Raw genomic sequence first — 21,086 nt, forward strand, 5'->3', positions numbered from 1 at the left:
AGAAAACGCTCTCTTACTTATTTCAAAGAGCGTTTTCCAACCAACCTAACCAATAATCTTAAATATTTTATATATATTTTTTATAATCGTTGATGTCAACCTTTGCGTTTAAGTCATGTAGTAAGTTGTAAAGGCCAAAAAAAGTTCTGTTTATGTAAAGGAAATGCTTACTCCCTCTATTACCATTCATTTTTCTCAGTTCTTTATCACTGCTGTATTTTTCACTCAATCCAGAAACTTTACTCCAAAATTCTTCGTCTCCAAAATCGAATGTGTCTTTATGGAATGGACTCGTAAATAAACTCAGCATTTCATGGAATAAAGCTGAAAAGTATTCAATTTCTTTTTCTGAATCGTCTGGTCTTATGATTTCTAATTCTTTCAATTTCTGAAGAAAAAAATCAGGATTATTAATGTTTTCAGGTTCAGCTAATTCAAAATACGGAGTATAGAATTTATTAGGTATGTTTTTGATACAGCCGAAATCAATAGCAATAAGATTATAATCTTTATCAATTAAAAAGTTTCCAGGATGAGGATCGGCATGAACTTCTTTTAATTTGTGAAATTGAAACATGTAAAAGTTCCAAAGTGTTTGACCAATTTCGTTTCCAACCTCTTCAGAAAAGTCTTGTTTTACAAATTCACTGAGATGCTTACCTTCCATCCAATCCATAGTGATGATTCGCTCACTGGATAGATTTTCATAATACTTTGGAAATTTAAGACCTGGAATTACTGCGCAGGCTTCAGAAATACGCTTACTTTGTTCTACTTCTAGAATGTAATCGGTTTCTTCAATTAATTTATCTTCAATTTCCCTAAAGTATTTTTCAGAGTCTTTTCCTTTTAAATTAAACATTCTTGTCGCGACTGGCTTTACCATCGCCAAATCAGAACTTATACTATCGGCCACACCAGGATATTGAATTTTGATGGCATATTTGTTTCCATCTTTTTCAGCTCTGTGTACCTGACCAATACTGGCTGCATTAACAGATTCTGAAGTAAATTTATCGAATATTTCCTCTGGATATTTTCCGTTATATTTTTTAAAAGTTTTTCTTACCAATGGTGCTGAGAGTGGAGGAACACTAAATTGTGCTAAACTAAATTTTTCTACATAAGCGCTTGGTAATAAACTTTTCTCCATAGAAAGCATTTGAGCTACTTTAAGCGCACTTCCTTTCAGATTCTTTAATCCATCATAAATATCAGATGCATTTTCTTCGTCTAAACTCTCTCTAGTTAGTTCTGGGTTGAAAGCTTTTTTGGAATAATATTTCAAATAGTTAGCTCCAATTTTAGTGCCAGTACCAATAAGTTTTGAGGTTCTACTAAATTTTCCCGTAGGAATTTTATCAATTGTTTTCATCTATTACTTCATTGTTTCTTTGTAGAGAAATTTTCCAAAATCGAAGACTTTCTCTAAGGGTGTATTATCAAAAACATCAAAAATCGTGTTTACAGATTTTTCTATCGCTACATCAGTTTTTTCAAAATCTGCTGATTTGTCGTCTTTCCAAAATTTGAGTAAAAATAAAAACTGAATCCAAGCACCTTCGGAATAAATTTTTTCATTTCGTTTTAAGAAGCTGTAATTTTTTTCATCGTTATCATCTTCAATTAGTTCCTTGGCAAAAGATTTTATATTTCTCCTAAGACCTTTAAGTTGTTTTAAATTTTTAAGATGTTCATCACTTTCTTCGATCACATAAAGAACATAACTTCTATTTGCAGTTAAGATTTCAAAAAAAGTGTAGAAAAAAGTCAACATTTTTTCTCTGCTGCTGTAAGATTCAATCTCTTCATTATTTGTCATTAAAGTATGAGCATTTTCAAAAAAGCTTTCCCAAATCTCTTCCCTCAAAGCTTCAAAGTTTCCGAAATACTTATAAAAATCTTTTTCCTCAAACTTATGATCCTTGGCAAATTTGTAAACTGATTTAGGCGTATGCTCATGTTCTAATACATGATCCATATAATAGGTTAGAATATCAATTTTTGATATTTTCTTTTCAACTTTAGTTTTAGCTGCCATAATAAATAGTTTATATACAAATATAATTACTGTTTAATCTTGAGGCGTCAACTTTAAACGAAATCTTTTGTTAAATATACAGTTTTCTGTCAGTTTGTCATAAAAGGACATGCGGTATTCGGTTTGTTATCAATGTATAAAATCAAATACAAAACATATGGCTACAGGTAATATTAATGTATCAGTGGAAAACATTTTTCCACTTATTAAGAAATTTCTTTACAGCGATCACGAAATCTTTTTAAGAGAACTTATTTCTAACGCAACCGATGCGACTCTTAAAATGAACCATTTAGTTAGAATAGGTGAATCCAAAATAGATATTGGTCAACCTAAAATCGAAATTAAAATAGATAAAGACAATCAAACTCTTCATATTATTGATGAAGGTGTGGGAATGACTAAAGATGAAGTCGAAAAATACATTAACGAAGTTGCTTTCTCTGGAGCTGAAGAATTTTTAGAAAAATATAAAGATTCTGATGCTAAGGATACAGGTATCATCGGTCACTTTGGACTTGGGTTTTATTCTGCTTTTATGGTAGCAAATAAAGTGGAGATAAAAACCAAATCTTGGAAAGACGAGCCAGCAGCACACTGGACCTGTGAAGGGACTACTGAATTTACTTTAGAAGAAGGCGATAAGCTTGAAAGAGGTACTGAAATTGTTCTTCATATCAATGATGATGAGAAAGAATTTCTGGAAGAGCATAGAATTAATGAGCTTTTAATTAAGTATAATAAATTTATGCAAGTTCCTATCAAATTTGGAACTAAAGAAAAAGAACTTCCAAAAGCTGAAGATGCTAAGGAAGATGAAGAGCCAAAAAAAGTGACTGTTGATAACATTATCAATAATCCAAATCCAGCGTGGACTAAACAACCTGCAGAACTAGAGGATAAAGATTATAATTCATTTTATAGAGAATTATACCCAACCCAGTTTGAAGAGCCGTTATTTCATATTCACTTGAATGTAGATTACCCTTTCAACTTAACTGGTATTTTATATTTTCCAAAATTGACAAACGACTTGTCGATTCAAAAGGATAAAATTCAGCTATATCAAAACCAGGTGTTTGTAACTGATAATGTAGAAGGTATTGTTCCAGAATTTTTGACAATGCTGAAAGGTGTTATCGATTCTCCAGATATCCCGCTTAACGTTTCAAGATCTTACTTGCAGGCTGATGGAGCTGTGAAAAAAATCGCTAGCTATATCACCAGAAAAGTAGCTGATAAATTAAAATCACTCTTTAACGATAACAGAGAAGATTTCGAAAAGAAATGGAACGATATCAAAGTTGTAATTGAATACGGAATGCTGTCCGAAGACAAGTTTTTTGAAAAAGCTCAAAAATTTGCATTGTATCCAACTACAGGAGATCAGTATTTCACTTTTGAAGAACTCAAAAATGATATCACTGAGTTACAGACCGATAAAGAGGGAAAACTAGTTGTTTTATATGCATCCAACAAAGATCAACAACACAGTTACATCAAAAGAGCTGAAGCGAAAGGTTATAAAGTATTGCTGTTAGACTCTCCGATTGTTCCTCACTTGATTCAGAAACTAGAGCAAGAAAACGAGCAAAAAGTGTCTTTCGTGAGAGTAGATAGTGATCACGTAGATAACTTAATCAAAAAAGAAACTGAGCAAGTTTCTAAATTGTCTGAAGAAGAAAAAGAAACCGTAAAAACTAGTTTCGAAACCGTTGTGCCTAAAGAAAGATACACGGTTCAGCTAGAAGCGTTAGATTCTGACACAGCACCAGTCATGATAACTCAGCCAGAATTTATGCGTCGTATGAAAGAGATGCAGCAAACCGGTGGTGGTGGAATGTTTGGAATGGGAAACATGCCAGAGATGTATAATCTTGTGGTCAATATAAACAACCCACTGATTTCAAAAATTCTGAAAGCAAAAGAAGATTCCAAAAAAGAAACGCTGATAAAGCAAACTTTGGATTTGGCATTGCTTTCTCAAAACCTTTTGAAAGGCGAGGAGCTCACCAATTTCGTGGAAAGAAGTTTCAAATTGATAAAATAATAACACAGATGTTTTTAGCTACAAAACCACTTCAGAGAAGTGGTTTTGTGTTTTGAAATAATCAGTTTTATCATGATAATAAAGACCTAAACAAACAAGATTTCATGTTGCAAAGAAATATTAACCTAGTATCTTTGCTTAAAATAAATATCAATGATCAATATTACCTTACCAGATGGAAGTGTGAAGCAATATGAGGATGGAACAACACCTATTCAAGTTGCTTTAAGCATAAGCTCAGGCTTAGCTAGAAATGTGATTTCTGCAAAATTTAATGATACTATTGTAGAAACTACAACTCCACTTCATGAAGATGGTAATTTGGTTTTGCTAACCTTCAATGATGATGAAGGTAAACAAGCCTTTTGGCACTCTACATCACACATTTTGGCGCAAGCTATTGTGAAAATGTATCCAGATGTAAATCTTACTATTGGACCTTCTATTGAGAATGGGTTTTATTATGATGTAGATCTTAATGGAGAGGTTATTTCTGAAAATGATTTTCCTAAGATTGAAGCTAAGATGCTCGAGCTTGCTAGAGGGAAGCATGATTTCGAAATGCGTTCAGTGTCAAAATCTAAAGCTTTAGAGTATTATAAATCTAAAAACAATCCCTTCAAAGTTGAATTGATAGAGAATCTTGAAGACGGTGAAATCACATTTTGTGATCATGATGACTTTACCGATTTATGCAGGGGAGGTCATATTCCAAATACGGGTTTTGTAAAGGCTGTAAAGCTGATGAATATCGCTGGAGCATATTGGAGAGGGGATGAGAATAATCCACAACTCACAAGAATTTACGGGGTTTCATTTCCGAAGCAAAAAGAACTAAAGGAGTATTTAGAATTACTCGAAGAAGCCAAAAAGCGTGATCACAGAAAACTTGGAAAAGAATTAAAATTATTCACTTTTTCTCAAAAAGTGGGGCAAGGTTTACCTCTTTGGCTACCAAAAGGAGCAGCGCTAAGAGATAGATTGGAGAAATTTTTGAAAGACGCACAAGAAGCGGCAGGATACCAGCCAGTGGTTTCTCCGCATATTGGTCAGAAGGAATTATATATGACCTCAGGTCATTATCAGAAATATGGAGAAGATAGTTTTCAAACTATTAAAACTCCCCAAGATGGTGAAGAATACCTTTTAAAACCAATGAATTGTCCTCATCACTGTGAAATTTTTAATTCGCAGGCGTGGAGTTACAGAGATTTGCCACAGCGTTATGCTGAATTTGGGACGGTTTACCGTTATGAGCAAAGCGGGGAATTACATGGGCTTACGAGAGTGAGAGGCTTTACCCAGGATGATGCGCATATCTTTTGTATGCCAGAACAATTGGATGAAGAATTCAAAAAAGTAATCGACTTAGTTCTTTATGTATTTGGTTCTTTAGGATTTGAAAACTTCACGGCTCAGGTCTCTTTAAGGGATCCAGAAAATCCTTCAAAATACATTGGATCAGATGAAAATTGGACAAAAGCAGAAGCAGCTATTTTAAATGCTGCTGAAGAAAAAGGACTTAATTATAAAGTAGAGACTGGAGAAGCTGCCTTCTATGGCCCGAAGTTGGATTTCATGGTGAAAGACGCTTTAGGAAGACAGTGGCAGTTAGGAACTATCCAAGTGGATTATAACCTTCCAGAGCGATTTGAATTGGAATACAAGGGAAGTGACAACGAAATGCACAGGCCGGTGATGATACATAGGGCTCCATTTGGTAGCTTAGAGCGTTTTATAGCGATTCTGCTTGAACATACAGGTGGTAATTTCCCTTTATGGTTGATGCCAGAACAAGCTACTATCCTATCAATCAGTGAGAAATATGAAAATTATTCTAAAAAAGTTTTAAGTTTACTGAAAAAACACGAAATTCGCGCTACGTTTGACAATCGAGGTGAGACCATGGGTAAGAAAATCCGTGAAGCCGAAATGAATAAGATTCCTTATATGTTGATTGTTGGAGAAGCGGAAGTTGATAATGATACCGTTTCAGTAAGAAAACATGGCGGAGATGATTTAGGTGAAATGCCTATAGAAAGTTTTGCCAAGATTTTAAATGCAGAGACAGAAAAAGAAATTTATAAATTCGAAGTTTAATTAAAAAAATATTTAGCCATAGCAATACGTAGAAAAAAATCAAGACAGGCCCCGAGGCAGATCAAAGAGAATCCTCATAAAATCAACGACAAGATAAGAGCTCCAAAGGTTCGTGTCGTTGGTGAAAATGTTGACGTAGACATCTATTCACTCAAAGAAGCTTTGGCCATGGCCGAAGAACAAGAGTTAGATTTAGTAGAAATTTCTCCTAAAGCAGATCCTCCTGTTTGTAAAGTTATGGATTACAAGAAATTCTTGTATGAACAGAAAAAAAGAGAAAAACAGCTCAAGCAGAAAACAACCCAAGTAGTTGTTAAGGAGATTCGTTTTGGTCCAAATACAGACGATCATGATTACGAATTCAAAAAGAAAAATGCTGAGAAATTTCTTAAAGATGGAGCAAAATTAAAAGCTTTTGTGTTTTTCAAAGGTCGTTCCATAGTCTTTAAAGATAAAGGTCAAATTTTACTTTTAAGATTAGCTCAAGATTTAGAAGATTTAGCTAAAGTAGAGCAAATGCCAAAATTGGAGGGTAAAAGAATGATTATGATTCTTGCCCCAATTTCTAAAAAATAATTGCGATAATCCTTAATATATATTCCAGATGCCTAAGATGAAAACAAAGTCGAGTGCTAAAAAACGTTTTAAACTTACCGGAACAGGTAAAATAAAACGTAAACATGCATTCAAAAGTCACATTTTGACCAAAAAGTCAAAAAAGAGAAAATTGAAGTTAACTCATAGCGGTTTAGTAGATAAAGCCGATGAGCACAGCATCAAAACTCAATTACGCTTAAAATAAGCAAACAAGGTTAATTATTAATCCATGGAGATAGGCTCATAAAATGTTATTCATAACTGCCTACTACAAAAAACTTTAAAATATGCCAAGATCAACAAATTCTGTCGCTTCCAGAGCCAGACGTAAAAAAATAATGAAGCAAGCAAAAGGATACTACGGACGTCGTAAAAACGTTTGGACAGTAGCCAAAAACGCAGTCGAAAAAGCAATGTTATATGCTTACAGAGACCGCAAGACCAAGAAAAGAAATTTTAGATCACTTTGGATCATAAGAATTAATGCCGCTGCGAGATTACACGGTTTATCTTATTCTCAATTTATGGGAAAAGTAAAAGCTCACAACATAGAATTGAATAGAAAAGTCCTTGCGGATTTAGCTATGAACAATCCTGAAGCTTTTAAAGCTGTAGTCGATCAAGTAAAATAAATTCTAATTTATTATCGCAATTAAAAAAGCACTTGTTTGTAAAAACAAGTGCTTTTTATTTTTAATCAGTCTAATAATGTATTGTAACGATTTGCTTAATTTTTAACAAAATTACTTTCGCTTCTGTCTATATTGGTTTTAAAATCGGAATAATCCTTAAAACTTAATCATATGGCTATCAGATTTGCGAACAATTGCAGCAATTGTAAAAATTTAGTTGAAAAAACATTTTGTAGTAAGCATGAGGTGTTGGTGTCCCAAAAATACACCTGCGATTTATTTGATATGAAAGCTGAACTTAAAAATGAAAGGAGTTGTACGAATTGTGAGAAACACGAAACTTCAAATTGTGCACATCCTTCTAAAGCGGCTCCCGGAATGTTATGTTCTTCCTGGGCACCTTCAGCATAATTAAATTAAAAACATTAAATTTATACCAGCAGATAAATATCTGCTGGTTTTTTTTAGTTAATTTATGAAAGACCAGTTAAACAGAGCCTTACATTTTGATATTACTCCCGGACGCATCGTATGCCTGGTGCCAAGTCTTACCGAAATGCTGGTTGATTTAGGATTACAGGATAAAATTGTGGGCGTGACAAAATTCTGTGTACATCCCAAAGACATCAGGACAACAGCTGAAATTGTTGGTGGGACCAAAACCATTAAGACAGAAAAGATTGAAGAGTTAAAGCCTGATTTTATTTTAGCCAATAAGGAAGAGAATGATTTCGATATCGTTGAAATCCTTTCGAAAGATTATCTAGTTTACGTTAGTGATATAAATTCAATTGAAGATTTACTTCAGTTGATTTGGGATCTGGGTGAAATCTTTGCTATACCGAACAGGTCTAAGCAGCTTGCCGATGACATCAAAACCAGTTTTATCAATTTCAGAAGAGAAGTGAAAAATTATCCAAAACTGAAAGTAGCTTATTTTATTTGGCGAAATCCTTGGATGGTTGTGGGATCATCTACATTTATCGATTATATGCTAAAACTAAACAATTTTGATAATGTGTATGATGACTTGCCGCGCTATCCTGAAGTCAGTATTCATCAATTGAAATCTGTAGATTATGTATTCCTGTCGTCGGAGCCATTTCCCTTTAAAGTCCAGCATAAAAAGGAATTTGAAATGAATACTCACAAAATACACATTGTAGATGGAGAATATTTCAGCTGGTATGGATCAAGGTTAGTTAAAGCCTTCGACTACTTTAAACAGCTCAGGGACAAATTATAAAGTTTTGCTAGGATTCGGAGACTTTATTTCAGTAATCAGATATCTGTGTATATTTGAAAAAATTATAAATTGATACACCATAACATTTATCTTCATAAATCATCTCAACAGTGGGTGACATTTGTGCATGGTGCTGGCGGAAGTTCTTCGATATGGTTCAAGCAATTAAGAGCTTTCAGAGCTCAATTTAATGTGTTGCTTCTCGACCTGAGAGGTCATGGAAATTCCAATCCTAAACTCCAAGATTCTCTTGATGAAAATTATACATTTGATGCTATTACAAATGATATTGTAGAGGTTTTGAACATCAATGGGATTCAAAAGTCTCATTTTGTTGGCATTTCTTTAGGTACAATTTTAATCAGAAATTTAGCTGAAAATTATCCAGAACGGGTCTCTAGTATGATTATGGGCGGAGCAATTATGAAAATGAATGTGAGGTCTAGATTTTTGATAAATGTGGGAGTAATTTTTAAATCTGTAGTCCCTTACATGATTTTATATAAACTGTTTGCTTTTATTATCATGCCCAGGAAGAACCATAAAAAATCCCGGAATCTCTTCGTAAATGAAGCTAAAAAACTTTACCAAAAAGAATTTATCCGTTGGTTTAAATTGACTTCAGAAATAAATCCTTTGTTAAAATTTTTCAGACAAAAAGCTATCGATATCCCTTCTTTATATATGATGGGCGAACAGGATTATTTGTTTTTACCAGCTGTGAAAAAGATTTCTGAAACGCATAAAGAAGCCAAATTGTTTATTTTAAAGAATTGTGGACACGTAGTCAATGTAGAACAACCGAATGTGTTTAATACAAAAGTTATTGATTTTATCAAAAATTTGGAACCCTTACCATATCGACTAGAAACTACTTAGTCTTGTAGAGCAAAAACCCGTCTCAACAGATCTGTAGATCTTTCATTTAAATTATTCCTGATTTGGATTTCTTCTAATCCAATCATTTTGTAAACTCCCTTTAAAGCTTCATTGGTCACATAATCTGTAAGATTTGGATTGACGCTTTTCGTAAAGGGCACTTGGTTATATCTCTGAATCACATTTTCCCAAATTTGGTCCGCGCCAACTTTTTGAAAATTATCTTTCACGATAGGTTTAAACTTTAGGTACAATTCAGTCTGAGTTTTATCTTTCAAATAAGCAGTAGCAGCCGTTTTTTCTCCGAGCAATATGTTCCGCGCCTCTTCAAATGTCATGTCTTGTATAGCATTCAAAAAGATGGGAGTAGCTTCTTTTACGGCTTGTTGAGCAGTGGTGTTGAGAGCTTTGATACCTTCATCAGCCAAATTACCAAGACCTAACTTACGCATGGTGCTTTCGACAGAAGACAATTCTTCTAGAAGCCCAATTCTGACAAGAGAATTATTATAAAAGCCATCTTCTTCAGTTAATTTAGATACTTCTTCATCTACACCCTTTGATAAAGCTTGCTGGAGCCCATTTGCAATTATCTGATCACTAATTACTTCAGACCTTACAATCTCTTTAGAAAGCTGCTCTAGTTCTGAGCAGGAAAAAAGCAATAACATCAAGAATAAAAAAAATATTTTTTTCACTTTTTCACTTATTTCTAGGTTCAATAGTTGTACTGATCTTTAAAGGGAAAAAATACAAACAACTGACCAGTTCAAAGATATCAAATCCAAAGTCTTGTACAAATTAGATTAAATTAACTTGCCGAAGCAGAGCTACTTAAAGTTTACACAATATTCATTGTAGGGAGTTAAAGAGGAGCATTTTTAAATGGGGAGTATATCATTTTGAGTCTTTAGTTGATTATGCTCAAATTAAAACAGATCTTAGCCATAATGTAAGATAATTCAGGTTCGTTTTTCTCAAGATCGAAAATTGTCTTTTCCTGAAATTGGTTAACCAAAATCAATCATTTTATTCAGGATCAAGATGAAAGGCAAACCACAAGACTGTTCAAAAAAAAAGAGTATCAAAACTTAACTTTTGATAACGGCAAAGAGTTTGCTAAGCACTATGAAATAGAAGAGTTGCTTAAGGTAAATATTTGTTTCAATACTTTATACCTCTCAAGGTAAAGGCGTAGTGAAAAATAGAATAGGTTTTATTAGGAGATTTTTTTCATAAGAAAATCAAACTAAGGAACATATAAGAACAGAGAATAAAAATAGAAAGATTACTAAATTACAGCCCTATTATATTAGAAAGTTTAATTATAAAACCTTATGAAGACTAAAAATAAGTTTATTGCACTTATGAGTTAAATAGAGCATTAAATAAATAAGCCTGCAATTCTATTGCAGGCTTATTTTGGTTTATTCAAAATTCATTTATTTGAAAAAATCAAGTTATTTAATAATCTTCTTAACAGCTTTTTGGTTTCCAATTGAAATTTCTACTAGATAAGTTCCTGAATTTAAATTACTAAAATCAACTTCTGCATTTAAACTTTTAGGTGCTTGAGATACTACATTTTGACCCAAAATATTGAAAACATTGATTTTATCAATTGTTTCCAAAGCAACAATGTTTAATTTATCCACCACGGGGTTTGGATATGAACTAATTTTAAGTGAACTAAAATCCGTTGAGGAAAGAGTTCCTTCATCAAATAAAATATCATCAATGTAATAATTATTATTTGCATCAACAGCAAAAAAGTCAATACCTCCTAAAACAGCATCAGCTTGAAAAGCAGCTGGTGTTGGATTAGCTACTACTCCATCGACTGTTAATTGATATGTTGGAGCAGGACTTGCGTCTAAGTCGAAAAATATTGATACATCAAACCATTGTCTTTCTGGATAATTGAATTCATATCCTCCTTGGTCGTCAACTCCAACTCCAGGGTCAATCCCATCAGGATTGAATGTTATATTTCCAGAATTAAACACGCCTGTAATGGTACCATTAGGTAATTCACCTTGGATATTGAAATATCCACCTCTGCCAGTTGGAAGATACATCTTAAATTGTAATGTGTATTGACCAGTAGTTAAGTTTCCTAAATCTAAAATAGCATCTTGTGGTCCAGGACCAGCTCCAATAAATCCAGATTTCGACCCTGAGAATGATTGGTTTGAAACTACTTCTATACTCTCCTCTGGTAAATATCCATCCGACCACGTTCTCCAGACACTAGGATTTTGTTGCTCCATGGGACCTAGATTGTAACTCTCAAAATCATCATCAATGATTTGTGAATTCATGTTTGTTATTAAAAATAATAACGGAATAAATAAGTAAACTTTTTTCATAATTATGATATTTAAATTAATTTATTTACAAATATAGTATTTTTTGTATTAAATGTTTAATCACTTTAGAATACTGGTAAACTTATTATTTCGTTATTCTAACCTTAAATCCTCAGCTTTAAATTGAATATTTCGTAATTTCACACCGCAAAATCTATATATAATTTAATATCATAATGGAGCAACAAAAACCATATACCCCACAACATCAAATTCGAATTGTCACTGCCGCCTCTTTATTTGACGGCCATGATGCTGCTATCAACGTGATGCGACGCATTATTCAATCCACTGGAGTGGAAGTGATTCATCTTGGACACGATAGAGGTGTTGAGGAAGTCGTTAATACTGCTATTCAGGAAGATGTGAATGCGATTGCCATGACTTCTTACCAAGGAGGTCACAACGAATATTTTAAATATATGTATGATTTGCTTCAGGAGAAAGGAGCAGGGCACATTAAAATCTTTGGTGGTGGAGGTGGAGTTATCCTTACAGAAGAAATTGAAGAGTTGATGGAGTATGGGATTACCAGAATTTATTCTCCTGACGATGGGCGTGAAATGGGATTGCAGGGCATGATTAATGACTTGGTCAAACAAGCTGATTATCCAACGCCTAAACTGAAAGCTCCTGAAAAAACCAAAGAAAATTTAGATCAAAAAGACGTTAACACCATCGCCAGATTGATTTCACTTGCTGAAAATCGACACGATGAATTTTTAGAGGTTTTTGAATCTATTCAAAAAAATAATAAAAATAAAGTACCAGTTTTAGGAATTACTGGGACCGGTGGTTCTGGAAAATCTTCTCTAGTCGACGAGTTGGTTCGTCGATTTTTAGTTGATTTTGAAGATAAACAAATCGGGATTATCTCAGTAGACCCCTCCAAAAGAAGAACGGGCGGAGCCCTGCTTGGGGACAGAATTCGCATGAACGCCATCAACTCTCCGCGAGTGTATATGCGTTCGTTAGCAACAAGACAATCCAACCTGGCATTGTCTAAATACGTTCAGGAAGCTGTGGAAGTTATGAAGGCGGCCAACTATGACCTTATCATATTAGAAACTTCAGGTATTGGACAAAGTGATACTGAAATCTTAGACCATTCTGATGTCTCACTTTATGTCATGACCCCAGAATTTGGTGCAGCAACTCAGCTAGAAAAAATTGATATGTTGGATTTTGCTGATTTAGTAGCTATCAATAAATTTGATAAACGTGGTGCCAAAGATGCCTTAAGAGATGTGAAAAAGCAATACCAGCGCAATCACAATCTGTGGGATTCCAAACCAGAAACCTTACCTGTTTATGGAACTATTGCTTCTCAATTTAACGATCCTGGAATGAATGTTCTTTACAAAAGGATCATGGATCAATTGTCAGAAAAAACATCTACATCACTCAAAAGTGATTACCAAATCACCGATGAGATGTCGGAGAAAATATTTGTGATTCCACCTGCAAGAACACGTTACCTTTCAGAAATTTCAGAAAACAACCGTTCTTACGATGAAAAAGCAAACTCACAAGTGGAAGTCGCACAAAAGCTTTACGGAATCTTCAAAACTCTTGAAAGCGCGACTGATTCTAAACTTGAATTAGATAAAAATGGGATCGAAGAAGCGCATTTGAAAGAAGCAACTACTTCAGAAAATGAAACTTTAGTCGATCTGCTCAAAAAAGAATTCGATCGAGTAAAAATGGATTTCGATCCATACAACTGGGAGAAAATTTTAGATTGGGAAAATGTTGTTCAGAAATATACCGATGAGGTTTATACCTTTAAAGTAAGAGACAAAGAAATTAAAATTGATACGTACTCAGAGTCTCTTTCACATCTTAAAATCCCTAAGGTAGCTCTACCAAAATACAAAGCTTGGGGAGATTTGCTCAAATGGTTATTGCAAGAAAACGTACCAGGAGAATTTCCTTATACAGCAGGGCTTTACCCATTCAAAAGAACTGGAGAAGATCCTACGAGAATGTTTGCAGGAGAAGGTGGCCCTGAACGTACAAACCGAAGATTTCATTACGTAAGTGCTGGTTTACCAGCAAAACGTTTGTCCACAGCTTTTGATTCTGTGACGCTTTACGGAAACGATCCAGACCACCGACCAGATATCTATGGAAAAATCGGTAATGCAGGAGTTTCTATTTGCTGTCTGGACGATGCCAAAAAACTTTACTCCGGATTCGACCTGGCTGATGCCATGACCTCTGTGAGTATGACTATAAACGGACCAGCGCCTATGCTGCTCGGTTTTTTTATGAACGCAGCCATCGATCAGCAGTGTGAGAAATACATCAAGGAAAACGGTCTAGAAAAAGAAGTTGAAGCCAAGATCAAAAAGATATACCAAGAAAACGGCAGCGAGCGTCCAACTTATCAGGGTGAACTTCCAGAAGGAAATAATGGACTTGGATTGATGCTACTTGGGGTTACTGGGGATATGGTGTTGCCTGCAGATGTTTACCATGAAATCAAAATGGAAACCATCGCCGTGGTTCGAGGTACGGTTCAGGCTGATATCTTAAAAGAAGACCAGGCTCAGAACACCTGTATTTTCTCAACTGAATTCGCGATCCGTTTAATGGGGGATGTTCAGGAGTATTTTATAAATAACAAAGTCAGAAACTTCTATTCGGTTTCTATTTCGGGTTACCACATTGCTGAAGCTGGGGCTAACCCAATTACGCAACTGGCTCTGACTCTCTCCAACGGGTTTACATACGTTGAATATTACCTGAGCCGAGGCATGGACATCAATAAATTCGGACCTAACCTGAGTTTCTTTTTCTCCAACGGAATCGATCCGGAATACGCGGTGATTGGCAGAGTGGCCAGACGTATCTGGTCTAAGGCTATGCGAGATAAGTATGGTGCGAATTCGAGAGCACAGATGTTGAAATATCACATCCAGACCTCAGGAAGATCGCTTCATGCCCAGGAAATCGACTTTAATGATATCCGTACGACCCTACAAGCGCTATATGCGATTTACGATAACTGTAATTCGTTACACACCAATGCCTACGATGAAGCGATCACCACACCAACAGAAGAGTCGGTAAGACGTGCTATGGCAATTCAGCTGATTATCAATAAAGAATTAGGGCTTGCCAAAAATGAAAATCCAATTCAGGGTTCTTTTATCATAGAAGAATTGACAGATCTTGTCGAGGAAGCTGTATTGCTGGAATTTGACCGGCTTACAGAGCGCGGCGGGGTGCTTGGCGCTATGGAAACCATGTACCAGCGCAGCAAAATTCAAGAGGAAAGTCTGCATTACGAAACCCTTAAACACACGGGAGAATTCCCAATTATTGGAGTGAATACATTTTTGAGTTCCAAAGGTTCGCCAACGGTAAAACCAAGGGAAGTCATCCGAGCTACTGAAGAGGAAAAAGAATACCAGATCAACACCCTTACCAAGTTGCATCATGTTTATGAAGACAGAGCACAGGATCAGCTGAAACGCATTCAGGAAGCTGCTATCAAGAATGAGAACATGTTCGAAGAATTGATGGAAGCCACCAAGTACTGTTCTTTGGGACAAATCACTGAAGCCTTGTTTGAAGTCGGTGGCCAGTACCGTAGAAATATGTAAACTGAGGGCTCTATTTTGCAAGCTTAAGCTTGTAAAATGGGTACGAATCGCTTATTCAGATGAATGAAGTGATTTCGAGATATTATAAAAAAGCCTGCCCCTGATGATATCTTTCAGGGGCAGGCTTTTTTTATGGTTAACCACTGCAATCCCTCACACAGAGTTTTTCAAAAGATTTAAAATAAAGCAGATTTTATTTTTTTCACTGTTTGAGTTTAGGTTAAAAATCATAATTTTAATAATCTGATAAGTATTGTACATGCAATACCTTGAATAAAATTTGCTTAAATAAAGACTGATTTGAATTCGGAACAAAGTAAAAAAACCTTTGGTACTTTTGCTGGTGTATTTACACCAACTACGCTCACAATTTTAGGTGTGATAATGTACATTCGATACTCCTGGGTGGTAGGTAATGCAGGAGTTGGCGGTGCTATTGGTATTGTCTTACTTGCAGTTGCAATCACCTTCACCACAGCGCTGAGTTTGTCCTCTATTACAACCAATGTGCGTATTGGGAGTGGGGGAGCGTTTAGTTTAATCTCTCAATCTTTGGGAGTAGAAATAGGCGGTGCCATAGGTATACCGTTCTATTTTGCTCAGGCCATTGCTGTTGCTATGTATGTTTTCGGGTTTCGAGAAGGTTTACAAATGCTTTTACCAGAGTTTAATCCTTTGATACTTGATGCAGCTGTTTTTTCGGTAATCATGGTGATTGCTTTTATCAGCACAAGTTTCGCATTTAAAATCCAGTATATTATTTTAGGAATTATAGTGCTCTCTCTGGTTTCTATTTTTGGATCACTTTTTATTCATGATTTAAATTATGACTTTCAATGGATCGGAGATTTTGCAGGCTCTGGCGATGGTACGGGAGGTGATTCTTTTTGGATAGTATTTGCGGTGTTTTTTCCGGCTGTTACAGGCGTCATGGCAGGGGCTAATATGTCTGGAGACCTGACCAATCCCCGAAAAAGCATTCCATATGGTACACTTACATCAGTGGTTTTGACTACGATAATATACATCTCTCTTGCTTTTGTAGCAGCTTTAATTGCAAGTCCAGAGGAACTTGTGAACAATTATAATATTTTCATTGAAAAATCACTATATCCTCCTATTGTTTTAGCCGGTTTACTGGGTGCAACTTTATCTTCTGCACTTGGCTCATTTGTGGGAGCACCAAGAATTTTACTTGCTTTAGGCGAAAAAAATATTCTACCCAAAAGTAAATTTATAGCTAAGCGATCATCACGAAGAGGTGAGCCCGTACATGCCATGTTAATTACAGCAGTCATTGTTATTATTGGATTGTCACTTCGAAATCTTAATACCATTGCTCCTTTAATTACTATGTTTTTCATGATTACTTACGCTATGGTCAATGTTATAGTTTTGATAGAGCAATCTCTCAATTTACCCAGCTTTAGACCTACACTCAGGCTGAGTATGATTATTCCTGCTCTGGGAGCTTTGGGTTCTATTGCTATGATGTTTATTTTAAACGTTATGGTAGCTATTTTTTCACTGGTATTCATCATTGTTTTTTATTTATACCTGATGAGCCTGAGGCTTAAATCTGAAGCTGGTGACTCCAGAAGTGGTTTGTTTACAGCTTTAGCAGAATGGGCTACAAAGAAGAGCAACGAGCTAAGAAAAGAGAAGGAGGTAAGGTCCTGGCGGCCGGACCTGTTGGTTCCTGTTATAAGAGCTAAGGACTTAAGAAGTTCATTTAAACTCATTTATTCTATCATAAAGCCTCAAGGGTCGGCAAAGATTTTGCTGCTGAAAAATACAGATGAAAAAGAGCAGAGGTATCTCCAGTCATTTGTCATAAAATCAGTCAGAAAATTTTCTGAGCTGAAATTATCGGCTTCTTATACCATGGTCGATAATGAAGGCTTTAATCCCACCGTAAATGCAAGTATGCAATCCTTAAATGCAGCCTTTTTTAAACCAAATACAATCTTTGTAAGTTTGGATTCTTCCGATTATGTGCCAGAAAATATAAATAAGTTGTATCAGGATACGCGCAAGAATGATTACGGTATGCTTTTGTATATTCCCTATTCTACGGCAAGCCTGGCTATAGAGAAAAGTATTCACCTTTGGTTAAAAAATATTCCGTCAGACTGGAAAGAATCTTTTGACATTGGGAATAATAATTTGTCAATTTTGACATCAATTCTCATGTCTCAAAACTGGAAAGGAACGCTCAATGTTCATGTCGTTTGTGAAGAGGAGAATTGTTTTACTTCAGATGATATAAAGAGATTAAATTATATGGTGAGATTTCCGAAAAATACAAATCTGGACGTGAGGCAAGGGGATTTGAAAGAGCATGTTGCCAGAGGTCGGAGCGCAGATATTAATATTTTTACCACATTTGAGGATATGAAAATTGAAGATATGGTTGAGCTCGTGAATTCATCCAGAATCTCAGGCCTTTTTTGTTTGGACTCTTCGCAAATCAATGCATTGGTTTAGAGAAAAACTATTGAGATAAGAATGCAGGATAAAGATTTTGCTGAATAGTTAGAGTATTTAGAAACGAGCGAACACTTTACAAAGCTTATAAGCGGACTTATATAAATTGACAAAAAATTGATTACAGAGCCAGGAGGGAAAACCCGGTCATAATTAGTAAAAAAGACCCAGTAAAATGATCGCTGAATAATAAGACACATGTTATATATTTCAGAAAGCCCATTACTATCAACTGCAAATAAGACTAATGGCTAATTTTTGTATTATAACTACTAAACTTTAAAATTCCTTCCAAATAGCTTTGATGCTCTGTATAATCACAGTAGGCGTGATACTTGCAATTGCGATGAGTATCCAGATTTTCGATTCGAGTTGCTGAAAAGAAAAAATAGAAGCCAACGCTGGAACAAAATAAGATGTCATTACAGCAGCAAAACACAATGCAATAGCCATCCATACCCATTTGTTACGAGTCACCTGGTTATTGAAGAAATTTTCATTAGCTCCACGCATATTAAAGACATGGATAAACTGACAAAAAGCAAGACTAAAAAAAGCAATATTGTTATTTATAGCTTCAGATTCTCCCCAGACATAATGGGAATAGAGATAAGCACCACTTATTGGTATAGCAATGATGACTCCATAAACTATAATCTGTCTCCAACTTTTTTTGGCAAGAATAGGTTCTTTAGGATCTTTGGGAGGCATTTGCATGACTTTAGAAGTTCCTTTTCCAATTCCTAGCGCAAGTGCAGGAAATACATCTGAGAGCAAATTCAGTAAAAGAAGTTGCAGTGGTAAAATAGGCAGTATAAAAAGTGTAAAACTCATCAAGGCAATAATAAAGATCTCAGCAAGATGATAGGATAATTGGTATACAACAAATTTGCGTATGTTACCGAAGATGATACGACCTTCCCTGATAGCTTCCACAATAGAACCGAAAGCGTCGTCCTTCAGAACCACATCAGAAACTTCCTGAGCTACCTGAGTTCCTCTTCTCCCCATAGCAATACCTATGTCAGCTTTTTTAAGAGCCGGGGCATCATTTACACCATCTCCTGTCATGCCAACAATCTCTCCTTCTTTTTGATAGTGTTTTATCAAACTGAGTTTTTGTCCTGGATCTACTCTAGAGAAGACAAGCGTGTCTTTAATTTTTTCATTGCCTTTCTTTTTCAATTCTACTTGCAGATTCTTCCCATGGAGAACAACCTTATCCTTTACCGCTTCTTCTTCACATAGATGAGTATGTTTAGCCACATTAAAGGCAGTGCCAGGATGGTCACCAGTGACCATAACTACTTTTATTCCTGCTTTTTTTGCTGTTTCTATAGAATCTGCTACTTCTTTTCTTGGAGGATCTAAAAATCCAATTAGGCCAACAAAAACTAGATCTTGTAAGAAATCTTCTTCTTCTTTTCCGTCTGGTAGGGAATCCGTATTCTTAAATGCAAAGGAAAGTACTCGCAAACCGTCTTCTGCAAGAACATTATTTTTATCTTCCCATTCCTTTTTATCATCTTCTGTAATGTTTTTTACTTCTCCATTTATCAGAATACTTTTGGATCGTTTAAGAATTGCTTCTGTTGAGCCCTTCCCAGAAATGTAAAAACCTTCTTCAGTTTTATGAACTGCTCCCATCATCATCGATTCTGAATCGAATGGATCATGAAGCTCTCGGTTGAGTTTTTTGTTTTTCTGATAAAAATCTGAATCAAACCCTTCCACAAACTGTAATAAAGCAATTTCCAGAGGATCTCCGCTAGCCTTAGATTTTTTAATTTTTCCTTTTGGATTGCCCTTCTCTTTTTTAGAGGAATCATCTTCATCATTATCTAAAGAGGCATCATTAGCTAATACAGAAATTTTAAGGATCTGCCTCAAGTTTTTATTCTTAGCTATGTCTTTGGAACCTTTTAGCTTAGGTGGATTTCCTTTTTCCCATTCCACTTTGGTAATATCTTGCTCGGGGAATTGAAAGGTATTAACCGTAAGTTTATTTTCGGTTAAGGTTCCTGTTTTATCAGTAAAAATAACTGTGGTTTCGCCAAGTGTTTCTACAGCTCCAAGTTGTTTTATGAGCACATTTTTTTTGGATAATCGGAACATACCCCTCGCTAGAGCAATACTAGCTACAATAGGTAAGCCTTCAGGAATTGCAGCAATAGACCAAGCGATAGCAGTTTGGACGAGCTGGTAGATCTCTTTTCCTGCAATCCATCCCAATACAAAAAAAGCAGCTGCCATACCTAAAATAACCCAAATGAGGCTACGGGTTAATTTGTTGAGTTTTTGATTGAGCGGGGTTTCTTTTTCGTTTTGATCTTGAACCAAAGCAGAAATATTGCCGACTTCTGTTTCCATTCCAGTTTTAGTCACTATAGCTTTGGATTTGCCTCCAGTCACAGCTGTTCCTTTATGAAGAATATTTATTCTGTCTGCTACCTGCAGCTCTTCTTTTAAAACCTCAGCATTTTTGCTTACAGGAACCGACTCACCTGTGAGTGGAGATTCATCCACTTGTAACTCAGTGGCTTCAATTATGCGTGCATCTGCTGAGACAAAATCACCAGATTCTACGATAAGTATATCACCAGGAACTACTTCTTCTGCATCAATTTGTTTTTTTTTACCCTTTCTAATTACATTAGCTCGAATTTTATCCATTTCTTTAATGGCTTCCATCGACTTTTGAGCTTGAAACTCCATCCAAAACCCTATAATTGTGTTTAAAAGAAGAACTATGAGGATAGCAATTGCTTCAGGTGTGTCTCCAAAAATAAATGCAACTATTGAAGCAACTGTAAGCAAATAAATAACTGGATTATTGATTTGAGAAATCATGATTTCCCAAATAGAACGTTTTTCTTGTTCTTTGAGTTTATTAGGTCCGTGCTCTTCGAGTTTTTTCTTTGCCTCCTCGATGGAAAGGCCTTTTTCAAGGTTGGTAGAAAGGTACTCTACAATTTCTTTCCATTCTTTGCGATATGCATCTTCGAGAGGACTTCCGCTGTTATTTTCTGCCATCTAATTAGAAGTTAGTTGAGTTTCATGAATCAGACCGTAAG

Annotated in this window: 15 protein-coding genes; 10 read left to right on the top strand and 5 right to left on the bottom strand. The window is 35.4% G+C overall.

Translation table 11 applies throughout. The features are described from left to right. Nucleotides 1-67 precede the first annotated feature (67 nt). Together ACFQ0R_RS12475 and ACFQ0R_RS12480 are read right to left on the bottom strand one after the other, a co-directional pair. Complete coding sequence (locus ACFQ0R_RS12475; RefSeq protein WP_379658709.1) at nt 68-1,375, bottom strand: ABC1 kinase family protein; 1,308 nt, start codon at nt 1,373-1,375, stop codon at nt 68-70. A 3-nt stretch (nt 1,376-1,378) separates the two neighbouring features. After that, nucleotides 1,379-2,041 (bottom strand): TetR family transcriptional regulator C-terminal domain-containing protein, encoded by a 663-nt coding sequence (locus ACFQ0R_RS12480; protein ID WP_379658710.1) that lies wholly within the window; start codon nt 2,039-2,041, stop codon nt 1,379-1,381. Nucleotides 2,042-2,198: 157 nt separating this feature from the next. On the opposite strand from ACFQ0R_RS12480, the gene htpG reads away from it, so the two are divergent. From htpG to ACFQ0R_RS12520, 8 genes are all read left to right on the top strand, one after another. Further along, nucleotides 2,199-4,091, top strand: a complete 1,893-nt coding sequence (htpG, locus tag ACFQ0R_RS12485; protein ID WP_379658711.1) for a molecular chaperone HtpG — start codon at nt 2,199-2,201, stop codon at nt 4,089-4,091. Between the two features lie 153 nt (nt 4,092-4,244). After that, nucleotides 4,245-6,191, top strand: a complete 1,947-nt coding sequence (thrS, locus tag ACFQ0R_RS12490; RefSeq protein ID WP_379658712.1) for a threonine--tRNA ligase — start codon at nt 4,245-4,247, stop codon at nt 6,189-6,191. Between the two features lie 60 nt (nt 6,192-6,251). Beyond that, nucleotides 6,252-6,767 carry a translation initiation factor IF-3 gene (gene infC / locus ACFQ0R_RS12495; protein WP_379658863.1) on the top strand — a complete coding sequence of 172 codons (516 nt, stop codon included), beginning with the start codon at nt 6,252-6,254 and terminating at the stop codon, nt 6,765-6,767. A gap of 28 nt (nt 6,768-6,795) precedes the next feature. Further along, nucleotides 6,796-6,993, top strand: a complete 198-nt coding sequence (rpmI, locus tag ACFQ0R_RS12500; protein ID WP_093367423.1) for a 50S ribosomal protein L35 — start codon at nt 6,796-6,798, stop codon at nt 6,991-6,993. 82 nt (nt 6,994-7,075) lie between these two features. Next, a complete protein-coding gene (rplT, locus tag ACFQ0R_RS12505) occupies nt 7,076-7,420 on the top strand; it encodes a 50S ribosomal protein L20 (RefSeq protein WP_224464196.1) in 345 nt (114 codons plus the stop codon). A gap of 171 nt (nt 7,421-7,591) precedes the next feature. Continuing rightward, entirely contained in the window at nt 7,592-7,831 is a 240-nt protein-coding gene (locus ACFQ0R_RS12510; protein ID WP_379658713.1) for a hypothetical protein, read from the top strand. A gap of 64 nt (nt 7,832-7,895) precedes the next feature. Continuing rightward, nucleotides 7,896-8,666, top strand: coding sequence for an ABC transporter substrate-binding protein (locus tag ACFQ0R_RS12515; RefSeq protein ID WP_379658714.1), 771 nt, complete (start codon nt 7,896-7,898; stop codon nt 8,664-8,666). Nucleotides 8,667-8,735: 69 nt separating this feature from the next. Next, the gene (locus ACFQ0R_RS12520; protein ID WP_379658715.1) at nt 8,736-9,545 is read left to right on the top strand and encodes an alpha/beta fold hydrolase; all 810 of its coding nucleotides are present in this window, start codon (nt 8,736-8,738) and stop codon (nt 9,543-9,545) included. Here ACFQ0R_RS12520 and ACFQ0R_RS12525 read toward each other — a convergent pair. Together ACFQ0R_RS12525 and ACFQ0R_RS12530 are read right to left on the bottom strand one after the other, a co-directional pair. Then, on the bottom strand, nt 9,542-10,243 hold the full coding sequence (locus ACFQ0R_RS12525) for a DUF4197 domain-containing protein (RefSeq protein ID WP_379658716.1): 702 nt from the start codon (nt 10,241-10,243) through the stop codon (nt 9,542-9,544). The two genes, ACFQ0R_RS12520 and ACFQ0R_RS12525, sit on opposite strands and share 4 nt — an antisense overlap. 762 nt (nt 10,244-11,005) lie before the next feature. Beyond that, entirely contained in the window at nt 11,006-11,914 is a 909-nt protein-coding gene (locus tag ACFQ0R_RS12530; protein WP_379658717.1) for a T9SS type A sorting domain-containing protein, read from the bottom strand. Nucleotides 11,915-12,090: 176 nt separating this feature from the next. On the opposite strand from ACFQ0R_RS12530, the gene ACFQ0R_RS12535 reads away from it, so the two are divergent. Continuing rightward, nucleotides 12,091-15,525, top strand: a complete 3,435-nt coding sequence (locus ACFQ0R_RS12535) for a methylmalonyl-CoA mutase family protein (protein ID WP_379658718.1) — start codon at nt 12,091-12,093, stop codon at nt 15,523-15,525. Nucleotides 15,526-15,825: 300 nt separating this feature from the next. Further along, nucleotides 15,826-18,012 (top strand): amino acid permease, encoded by a 2,187-nt coding sequence (locus ACFQ0R_RS12540; RefSeq protein WP_379658719.1) that lies wholly within the window; start codon nt 15,826-15,828, stop codon nt 18,010-18,012. A gap of 279 nt (nt 18,013-18,291) precedes the next feature. Here ACFQ0R_RS12540 and ACFQ0R_RS12545 read toward each other — a convergent pair whose 3' ends face one another. Then, nucleotides 18,292-21,045, bottom strand: coding sequence for a cation-translocating P-type ATPase (locus tag ACFQ0R_RS12545; protein ID WP_379658720.1), 2,754 nt, complete (start codon nt 21,043-21,045; stop codon nt 18,292-18,294). Between the last annotated feature and the right edge of the window lie 41 nt (nt 21,046-21,086).

Origin of the sequence: Psychroflexus salinarum, from assembly GCF_042677225.1 — a bacterium.
Classification (GTDB): domain Bacteria; phylum Bacteroidota; class Bacteroidia; order Flavobacteriales; family Flavobacteriaceae; genus Psychroflexus; species Psychroflexus salinarum.